Below are 9826 nucleotides of genomic sequence, written 5' to 3'. Positions count from 1 at the left end.
GAATACGACAAGAAGGTAAAGAAGAAGGCTTAAAAGAAGGAGAACTTCTTAAAGCCAAAGAAAATACATTGATGCTTTTTAAAAGTAAATATCCTCAAGAAGATATTTTAATGTTAGAAAATTTAACATTGTCACAATATAACGAGATTTTTAAAGCATTAATAGAAAACAAAGATTTACAAATAATTAAAGAAATGATTAAATGATACAAAAACGGATATCTCATGAGATATCCGTTATTTTTATTTATGAATACCAGGTCCAGCTTTAACAACAGTACTAGGTAAATCATATTTTTTAAAGTTTTCTTGGAACATTTTTGTAAGCTTTTTAGCTGTTTTATCATATTCGCGTTTGTTTGACCAAGTATTTTTAGGGTTCAACATTTCTGCTGGAACACCTGGACAACTTCTTGGGATTTTTAGATTAAAGAATGGTTCTTTGACATATTCCACAAAATCTAAGTCACCATTTAAAGCAGCATTGATCATTGCACGTGTATATTTTAATGGAATACGATGCCCTTTACCATAAGAGCCACCAGTCCATCCAGTGTTGATCAAGAAAACATTAGCTCCTGATTTTTCTACACGACGTCCAAATTGGTGAGCATATAAAGCTGTATCTAATGGGAAAAATGGTTCTCCAAAACATGTTGAAAATGTTGCTTCTGGTTCAGTAACACCATTTTCAGTTCCAGCAAGTTTGCTTGTATAACCTGAAACAAAGTGATAGATAGCAGCGTTACGGTCAAGTTTAGAAATAGGTGGTAAAACTCCAAAAGCATCTGCTGCTAAAAAGAAAATAGTACGTGGAATAGGTCCAACTCCTGATGAAACAGTATTTGGAATATAATCAATTGGATAACCAACACGTGTATTTTCTGTAATAGAACCATCATCAAAATTAATAATACGTGTATCTTCAAATAATTTAACATTTTCTGTTACAGCACCAAAACGGATGGCATTCCAAATTTCAGGTTCATGTTCTTTTGAAAGGTTGATACATTTAGCGTAGCATCCACCTTCAAAGTTGAAGATTGTATTTCTAGACCAACCATGTTCATCATCACCAATTAATCGTCTGTTTGGATCGGCTGAAAGTGTTGTTTTTCCAGTTCCTGATAATCCAAAGAATAAAGCTGTATCACCATCGATTCCCATATTGGCAGAACAATGCATTGTAAAAATCTTCTTTTGTGGAAGTAAATAGTTCATAACACAGAAGACAGATTTTTTGATTTCTCCAGAATACCCTGTGCCCGCAATTAAAATAATTTGTTTTTCAAAATTGATCATAATAGCGGCTTCACTATTTAATCCTAATTTTTTATAATCTACTTTACATCCAGGAGCAACTAAAATCAAAAAGTCTTCTTTAAAATCTTTTAATTGTTCCTTTTTAGGTCGAATAAGTAAGTTTCTAATAAATAAATTTTGACTTGCTTTTTCATTGATAACTCTAAAACCATATTGATATTTACGATTAGCTCCTGCAAAGCCATCAAAAATATATAAATCTTTATCATTTAAATATTGAATCATTTGATCATAAACTTGGTCAAAAACTTCTGCTGAAACAGGACGATTAACATTTCCCCAAGCAATTAAATCATGAACAGCAGGTGTATCAACAATATATTTATCATCTGGAGAACGACCAGTTCTTTCTCCAGTTTCTATACATAAAGCACCAGCGCGTGAAAGTCTTCCTTCTTTATGAAGTAAAGCTTTTTCTACAAGCGCACCAGGCGGATTGTTTCTAAAAATGTTTCCCGTATGATTAAAACCATATTTTTCGATATTCAATGTACCCATAATATACCTCCTTTGGATTCCTTACATATAATGATACAAAAAAAATGTTACAAAATCCATAGAAAGCGCTTACTTTTTTTAATAAATGACGCTAATGTCAAAATGGGTTTGTTGAAAATGTACATTTTATAAGGTTTTTAGAGTGTTTTTTAATAAAAAAACACATTAGAAACATAACTAATGTGTTTTTAGGATAATAATCATAAACAAATAAAAAAGATCATTTAGGGGAATGATCTTCTTTATTTATATATAGGGAATCGAGTAATAAAAAATTAATATATTGGGAAACTATTACTGAAAATCGTAAAATATATGAGAGATATAAATATTATGGGATATCTCTTTTATTTACATTTCATTTTTTATTACACATTTATTATAGCGAAATATGACGAATTGAGTAGAGACAAGTATCCTAAAATGAATCGTAAGTATTTGTGCAATGTGCACAAATAGTGTAAAATAGAAGGTGGTGATGATATGGGATTTACAATAGATGATGCTTTAAGAGAATTTAAAAAGAATTATAAAATGACATTACTTGCAGGTGAGGATGGATGTTCTAATGCCATGACCTGGGTACAAATGGTCGAAGATAAAACGATTTTACAACAACTTTGGGGTAAAGAACTAGTTGTAACAACAGGTCTAGGATTTCAAAGCCAAAAGAAATTAAAAGAATTCATTGAACAACTTGTTAAATATCATAGTGTGGGACTTGTTATCAATACGGGAAAATATGTTTTTGATATCGATCAAGAAATTATTGATTATTGTAATGAATTAAGTTTTCCTTTGTTAGTGGTTCCTTGGGAAGTGCATATTGCAGATATGATCAAAGATTTTTCATATCATTGTTTACGTGCAGAAAGAGATGATAAGTATATTAATCAAACTGTTATGGACACACTGATTAATCCAGCAATTATTGAAGAGTCTAGAAATAAATTAGCAGGTGATTTTGATGTGGAAAATGATTTTCAAGTAATGGCTATTTCTGTAGAAACCGATGAAGAATTAGGTATGATGGAAAGAAGAAGTATTAAGTTTCAGCTAGAATTATGTTTTGAAAAAGTTGAAGGAAATTATAGTTTTTTCTGGTTTGATGGTTATTATATTATGATTTTTAATAACTTAGAAGATAGTGCTCTTGTAGAAGTTATTAATGAAATGTATAAAAGAGCTAAAAAACGTTTGCATTATACATTACATTTAGGAATTGGCTCAAAGATGGTGGATTTTAGAAATATGATTTTAAGTTATAAAAGGGCTATTGCGGCTTGTAAGATGGCTAAACAATTTAATTATCCACAAATTTATTTTGATGATATGGGTGTTTATCAATTATTGTTTATTATTGAAGATCAAGGTATTTTAAGACAAATGTATCGTAGTATGTTAGGTGTTTTGATAGATTATGATCAAAAACATAATATGCAATTAGAAGAAACACTTTATCAGTATTTAAAATTCGATAGTAATCAAAAAGCTATGGCTGAAAGCTTATATATGCATCGTAATACTATCAATTATCGACTTAATAAGATAAAAGAACTGACAGAATGTCAATTGGATTCATTTGAAGAAAAAATGCCGTATATGTTAGCTTTTTATATTAAAGAAATTGTAGAAAAAAAGAAGAAATAGCGGAAAGCTGTTAGCTTCTTTTTTTATTTGATAAAAAGTTTAGCAAACAAAAATGAAAGCGCTAACTTTTTAGTGAATGTTGGTCATTTATATGTTATAATAAATGACATAAAGGGGAGATAAATATATGTTTGATAATTTTTTAATTCACACTTTCCATGATGGAAATTGTTTACAAGCTTATAAAATATTTGGTGCACATTTTGAAACTCATGAAGGTAAAAAAGGTGTACGTTTTACAACATATGCGCCGAATGCTAGAAGTGCACAAGTTGTAGGAGAATTTAACCAATGGGGTGAAACACCTTGTTATATGGAAAAATATAATAATGGTGGTATTTATACAATATTTGTTGAAGGTGTCAAAGAATTTGACATGTACAAGTTTAGGTTTGAAACTCCTCAAGGAGATATTATTGATAAAGCAGATCCATATGCTTATTTTAGTGAGTTAAGACCAGGAACTGCTTCAAAGGTTTATAATATGGAAGGTTATCGTTGGCATGATAGCAAATGGGTAAAAAATAGAACTAAAAATTATGATCGCCCACTTAATATATATGAAGCTTCTCTTGGTTCATGGAAAATGAAGCGAGAAAGTGAAGGTGAAGGGGACGATGGTGAATATTATTCTTATGAAGAATTAATAGATGAAATTATTCCCTATGTAAAAAAGATGGGCTATACACATTTAGAAGTTATGCCACTTACTGAATTCCCGTTTGATGGTTCTTGGGGATATCAAGCAACTGGTTTTTATAGTGCAACATCGAGATATGGTCAACCTAAACAATTAATGAAATTTATTGATGCCTGCCACCAAGAAGGCATTGGTGTTATTATGGACTTTGTGCCAGCACATTTCGTTAAAGATTCACATGGATTACATATGTATGATGGTGGATTTGTTTATGACTATAATGATTATAATCGTCGTTATAGTCCATGGGATAGTGTTTATTTTGATTTAGGTAAAAATGAAGTAAGAAGTTTCTTATTATCTTCTGTAGAATTCTTTGCAACATATTATCATATTGATGGTTTTAGATTTGATGCTGTAAGTAATCTTATTTATTATGAAGGTAATAAAAACTTAGGTGAAAATATTGGTGCTATGGAATGGATGAAACGTTTAAATGGACATATGTCTGGGTATCATCCAACTGTGATGATGATTGCAGAAGATTCAACAGATTATCCAGGTGTTACTAAACCGGTAGGTGAACATGGTTTAGGATTTGATTATAAATGGGATTTAGGTTGGATGAATGATACGTTAAAATATTTCCAAGAAGATCCTGTTTATCGTCAATATGATAGTCGCTTTATTACTTTTTCAATGGCTTATTTCTATTCTGAAAGATTCTTACTTGAATTTTCACATGATGAAGTTGTTCATGGAAAAGCTACGATTATTAATAAGATGTGGGGATTACATGGAGATAAATTGGCACAAGTAAAAGCGCTGTATGTTTATATGATGTTACATCCTGGTAAGAAATTGAACTTTATGGGAAATGAACTTGCTGAATATAAAGAATGGGATGAATCTAAATCTTTAGGATGGGATATTTTAAAATATCCTGATCATGATGCATTCCATCATTTCGCTCAAAAACTCAATGAAATTTATTTGAAATATCCAGCTTTATATGAAATGGATTATGATTTAAAAGGCTTTGAATGGCTTGTTGTTGATGATCATGATCAATGTGTTTTCGCAATTGAAAGAAAAGATAAAGCAGGAAATGCGATTATCGCAGTGATGAATTTTGTTGGTAATACGCATGAAAAATACAAAGTACCAGTTAATATTGAAGGAAGTTATAAAGAAATTTTAAATACGGATCAAGCTGTATATTCTGGAAAGAATATCATTAATCCAAGAGCAATTCGCTCTAAGAAAACAAAACCAAATAAAAAAACAAAATTGTTAAATAAAGATCATTATATTGAAGTAAAATTAGCACCATTTAGTGCATGTATCTTTGAAGTGAAACCTAAAAAAGAAACAACAAAGGGAACACTAAAGAAAACAAAAAGAGTAACTAAGAAAACAAAATAAGTTGTTCATGAAATAGAGCATCCGTAGTTTAGATACTCTATTTTATTTGAAAAAAATAAGATTTTATCAATGTAAAAATGTTTTTATGAGTGACAACCTACTAAAAATAAAGTATGATGGTCACGTAAGAGTAATATTGAGGAGACGGGAAAATGTTTAAAAACAAAGAAGAATTTAAATTTGAATTTTCAAGAAGAATTATTGAGTCTTATGGGCGTACTGTTGAAGAAGCTCATATTACTGAAAAATTCATGGTTCTTGAAACAATGGTAAGAGATTATGCATCAGTAAACTGGGCAGCTAGTAAAGCTGTTGTTCAAAATAATGAACAAAAACAAATGCATTATTTCTCAATGGAATTTTTAATGGGAAGATTATTAGTTAATAATATGATGAATCTAGGAATCTATGAAATCGCTAAAGAAGGTTTAGAAGATTATGGAATCAACATTCATGATTTAGAAGAATTAGAAAGTGATGCTGGTTTAGGTAATGGGGGACTTGGACGTTTAGCTGCATGCTTTATGGATTCACTTGCTTCATTAGATTATCCAGGACATGGAAATACAATTCGTTATGAATATGGTTTATTTAAACAAAAAATTGAAAATGGTTATCAAGTAGAATTACCTGATCAATGGATGAAAACAGGTTTTATGTGGGAAGTACGTAAACCTAAACATCGTGTACCAGTAAAATTCTTTGGAAAAGTTATCTGGGATGAATCAGAAGGTAAATGGAAACATGTAGATGCTGAAACAATTTATGCAGTACCTTATGATGTACCAGTTATTGGAAATGATACAGTAAATACAAATACTTTACGTTTATGGTCAGCGGAACCTAGTGAAGATTTCCCAAGTAACCATGATTTCCAAAGATATATTGAAGATGTAAGAAGCATCTGTCAAAACTTATATCCAGATGATTCAACACCAGCAGGGAAAATGTTACGCTTAAAACAAGAATATTTCTTCTGTTCTGCAGGTATCCAAGCAATCATCAAAGCGCACTTAAGAAATTATCCATCATTAGATAATTTCCATGAAAAACATGTTATTCAATTAAATGATACACATCCAGTATTATGTATTCCTGAATTCATGCGTTTATTAATTGATGAACATAATTATGAATGGCAAGATGCCTGGGATATTTGTACACAAACATTTGCTTATACAAACCATACGATCTTAGCTGAAGCTTTAGAAACTTGGCCAATTAGTACAATGCAAACATTATTACCACGTGTATATCAAATCATTGAAGAAATTCACCGTCGTTTTGTAGGTTTTGCTAAAGAAGTAAGTAATCATGATCAAAATTTAGTTGATCGTACAATGATTTTAAGAGATGGTACTGTTTATATGGCAAGACTTGCAATTGCTGGAAGCTTTAGTGTCAATGGGGTAGCAAGACTTCATACAGATATCTTAAAAGAAAGAGAATTACATGATTTCAATGTACTTTATCCAAATAAATTTAATAATAAAACAAATGGGGTTACTCATCGTCGTTGGTTAGCTTATTGTAATCCACAATTAAGTGAATTAATTAATGAAACAATTGGTAAAGGATGGATCAAAAAACCAGCTCAATTAGAAAATTTAATGGAACATGTTGATGATCCGATTTTACAAAATCGTTTCTTAGCTGTTAAAAAAGAAAGAAAACAAATCTTAGCTGATTATATTAAAGAACATAATGGTATTGAAGTAGATGTAGATAGTATCTTTGATGTTCAAGTTAAGAGATTACATGCATATAAAAGACAATTATTAAATATTTTACATGTTATTTATTTATATCAAGAAATGAAATCTAATCCAGATTTCCGTATTTATCCACATACTTTCATCTTTGGAGCAAAAGCAGCAAGTGCTTATTACTTCGCTAAAAAAGTTATTAAATTAATTAATGCAGTTGGAGATGTAGTTAATAATGATCCTGAAACAAATAAATACTTAAAAGTTGTTTTCTTAGAAAACTATGGTGTTACTTTGGCAGAAAAAATTATGCCTGCTGCAGATGTTTCAGAACAAATCTCTACTGCTGGTAAAGAAGCAAGTGGTACTGGTAATATGAAATTCATGATGAATGGAGCTATTACTTTAGGTACTTTAGATGGAGCTAATGTAGAAATTTCTGAATTAGTAGGATTAGATAATTGTGAAATCTTTGGTTTAAAAGATGAAGAAGTTAAAAACTTAAAAGCAAATAATCAATATCGTGCATGGGATTATTATAATAATGATTTAAAAATCCGTCGTGCTATTGATTCATTGACTAATGGTACTTTCTCAAGTAATCCAGAAGAATTTAAAATTATTCATGATGAATTAATGAATAAAAATGATGAATACTTCTTATTAGCTGATTTCGAATCATATGCTAATGCACAAAGCCATGTTGTAGAATTATATCAAGATCGTGCTAAATGGGCTAGAATTTGCTTAGTAAATATTGCTAAGAGTGGATTCTTCTCATCTGATCGTACAATTGAACAATATGTAGAAGATATTTGGCATTTAGAAAAATGTAAATTTTAATTATAAAAGCTCAAGGTCTTAGGACTTTGAGCTTTTCTTTAATATATATTTACTTTTGATAAAACGATAAGGTTCCATAAAATCACGCATTTCTTTAGCGTCAACTTCTTCATGATTAACAAATCTTTGAAAAAAAGATTTGTTTTTTTCTGTCACAGCTTTAATTTCATCGATTGCTTCTTCTAAATGATGTTCTTTAAAGAAGTTGATGTAATACTCTTCGGTTTTACTTGCCATATCTTCATTATTTAATAAGACCCAATTTTCTTGATGAACAACATCAATCAAATTGATCAATGTTCTAGCAGCTTGTTCTTGATCAATCATTTTTTTCACCTCGTTTTTTATTATAGCATAAAACATAAGTTATGCTATAATGTTAAAAAAGATGAAAAAGAGGTATTTAATGAATAAACCAGTAATTGCGATTGTTCCTTTATATGATGAAGAAAGAGATAGTTTATGGATGCTTCCAGGGTATATGGATGGGGTTATTGAAGCAGGTGGTATTCCTGTTATGCTTTCTTTAGTTAATGATGATGTTTCTTTAAAAGAAACGGCTCATTATTTTGATGGATTTATTTTTGCAGGAGGGGAAGATTTAAATCCAGCAATTTATCATCAAGAAAAAGCAGAATATTGTGGAAAGCTAAATCAAAAAAGAGATGAAATGGAACCAAAGCTATTAAAATATGTTTTAGAGGCCGATAAGTCTGTTTTAGGAATATGTAGAGGTATTCAGTTATTAAATGCATGTTTAGGTGGAACACTCTACCAAGATTTAGATCAACAATTTCATCCTACATGTATTCATCGACAACCTGCTCCTTATGATCATCCAAGTCACCAAGTAAAAATTGTTGAAAATACACCTTTAAAAGACATCTTAAATCAAGAAACTTTAATGGTGAATAGTTGTCATCATCAAGCTATTTGTCAACTTGCTCCAGCATTAAAGCCAATGGCTTATTCTGATGATGGATTAGTAGAAGCTGTTTATCTACCAGATAAAAAGTATGTGATAGGATATCAATGGCATCCAGAAATGATTTATAAAAAAAGTGACGATCATTTAAAACTATTTAAAGATTTTGTGGATAATTGCAAAAAATAATTATAAAAAATTATAAAAAGCTATAAAAACAGTAAATGTGTATTGACTTTATGCTGATATATTAGTATAATGAACAAGCTTTAAGTTAATAAAAAGCAAGGGATGGTTCCTTGGCCAAGTTGGTAAGGCAACAGACTGCAACTCTGTCATCATCGGTTCGAGTCCGGTAGGAACCTCCATTTGTGAAAATGCGCTAGTAGCTCAACTGGATAGAGTGCTTGACTACGGATCAAGAGGTTGTGGGTTCGATTCCTGCCTAGCGCGCCATTTTTTTCGGGAAGTAGCACAGCTTGGTAGTGCACCTGGTTTGGGACCAGGGGGTCGCAGGTTCAAATCCTGTCTTCCCGACCATTTATAAAAATTGGGGCCATAGCTCAGCTGGGAGAGCACCTGCCTTGCACGCAGGGGGTCAGCGGTTCGATCCCGCTTGGCTCCACCAATTTATTTATTACGGAGATTTACCCAAGTCTGGCTGAAGGGACTGGTCTTGAAAACCAGCAGAGGATTAACGTCCTGCGGGGGTTCGAATCCCTCAATCTCCGCCATTTTTATCTTTTGGTCTGGTAGTTCAGTTGGTTAGAATGCCGCCCTGTCACGGCGGAGGTCGCGGGTTCGAGTCCCGTCCAGA

The 9826-nt window shown here is 31.3% G+C and carries 6 protein-coding genes, 5 tRNA genes and 1 pseudogene; 10 read left to right on the top strand and 2 right to left on the bottom strand.

The annotated features are described in order from the left end of the window. Window positions 1-206: pseudogene (locus LJD32_RS13850) on the top strand (hypothetical protein); the annotation flags it as partial. Window positions 207-242: 36 nt separating this feature from the next. Here the strand turns inward: LJD32_RS13850 and pckA are convergent. Then, window positions 243-1820 (bottom strand): phosphoenolpyruvate carboxykinase (ATP), encoded by a 1578-nt coding sequence (gene pckA / locus LJD32_RS13845; RefSeq protein WP_175301843.1) that lies wholly within the window; start codon window positions 1818-1820, stop codon window positions 243-245. A 483-nt stretch (window positions 1821-2303) separates the two neighbouring features. Between pckA and LJD32_RS13840 the strand changes: the two genes are divergently transcribed. The 3 genes from LJD32_RS13840 to LJD32_RS13830 all read left to right on the top strand — a co-directional run bounded on the left by LJD32_RS13840 (window position 2304) and on the right by LJD32_RS13830 (window position 8084). Further along, window positions 2304-3470, top strand: coding sequence for a PucR family transcriptional regulator (locus LJD32_RS13840; protein ID WP_175301844.1), 1167 nt, complete (start codon window positions 2304-2306; stop codon window positions 3468-3470). Between the two features lie 127 nt (window positions 3471-3597). Beyond that, the gene (gene glgB / locus LJD32_RS13835; protein WP_227392660.1) at window positions 3598-5535 is read left to right on the top strand and encodes a 1,4-alpha-glucan branching protein GlgB; all 1938 of its coding nucleotides are present in this window, start codon (window positions 3598-3600) and stop codon (window positions 5533-5535) included. A 152-nt stretch (window positions 5536-5687) separates the two neighbouring features. Beyond that, window positions 5688-8084 carry a glycogen/starch/alpha-glucan phosphorylase gene (locus tag LJD32_RS13830; RefSeq protein ID WP_227392661.1) on the top strand — a complete coding sequence of 799 codons (2397 nt, stop codon included), beginning with the start codon at window positions 5688-5690 and terminating at the stop codon, window positions 8082-8084. 18 nt (window positions 8085-8102) lie between these two features. On the opposite strand, the gene LJD32_RS13825 is transcribed toward LJD32_RS13830, so the two are convergent. After that, window positions 8103-8411: a hypothetical protein gene (locus LJD32_RS13825; RefSeq protein WP_032089532.1), complete on the bottom strand. Its 309-nt coding sequence runs from the start codon at window positions 8409-8411 to the stop codon at window positions 8103-8105. A 79-nt stretch (window positions 8412-8490) separates the two neighbouring features. Here LJD32_RS13825 and LJD32_RS13820 point away from each other — a divergent pair, with 79 nt between their 5' ends. The 6 genes from LJD32_RS13820 (at window position 8491) to LJD32_RS13795 (ending at window position 9743) form a co-directional block, all read left to right on the top strand. Next, window positions 8491-9198 (top strand): gamma-glutamyl-gamma-aminobutyrate hydrolase family protein, encoded by a 708-nt coding sequence (locus tag LJD32_RS13820; protein ID WP_227392662.1) that lies wholly within the window; start codon window positions 8491-8493, stop codon window positions 9196-9198. A gap of 104 nt (window positions 9199-9302) precedes the next feature. Further along, window positions 9303-9377, top strand: a tRNA-Cys gene (locus tag LJD32_RS13815). Window positions 9378-9388: 11 nt separating this feature from the next. Beyond that, a tRNA-Arg gene (locus LJD32_RS13810) sits at window positions 9389-9465 on the top strand. A gap of 7 nt (window positions 9466-9472) precedes the next feature. Next, window positions 9473-9549 (top strand) — tRNA-Pro (locus LJD32_RS13805). 12 nt (window positions 9550-9561) lie between these two features. Then, a tRNA-Ala gene (locus LJD32_RS13800) sits at window positions 9562-9637 on the top strand. Between the two features lie 13 nt (window positions 9638-9650). After that, window positions 9651-9743, top strand: a tRNA-Ser gene (locus LJD32_RS13795). Window positions 9744-9826 lie beyond the last annotated feature (83 nt).

It is taken from the genome of Faecalibacillus sp. TM498, from assembly GCF_020589955.1.
GTDB lineage: Bacteria > Bacillota_I > Bacilli_A > Erysipelotrichales > Coprobacillaceae > Faecalibacillus > Faecalibacillus intestinalis.
This window is presented reverse-complemented; position numbering and strand designations above follow the sequence as displayed.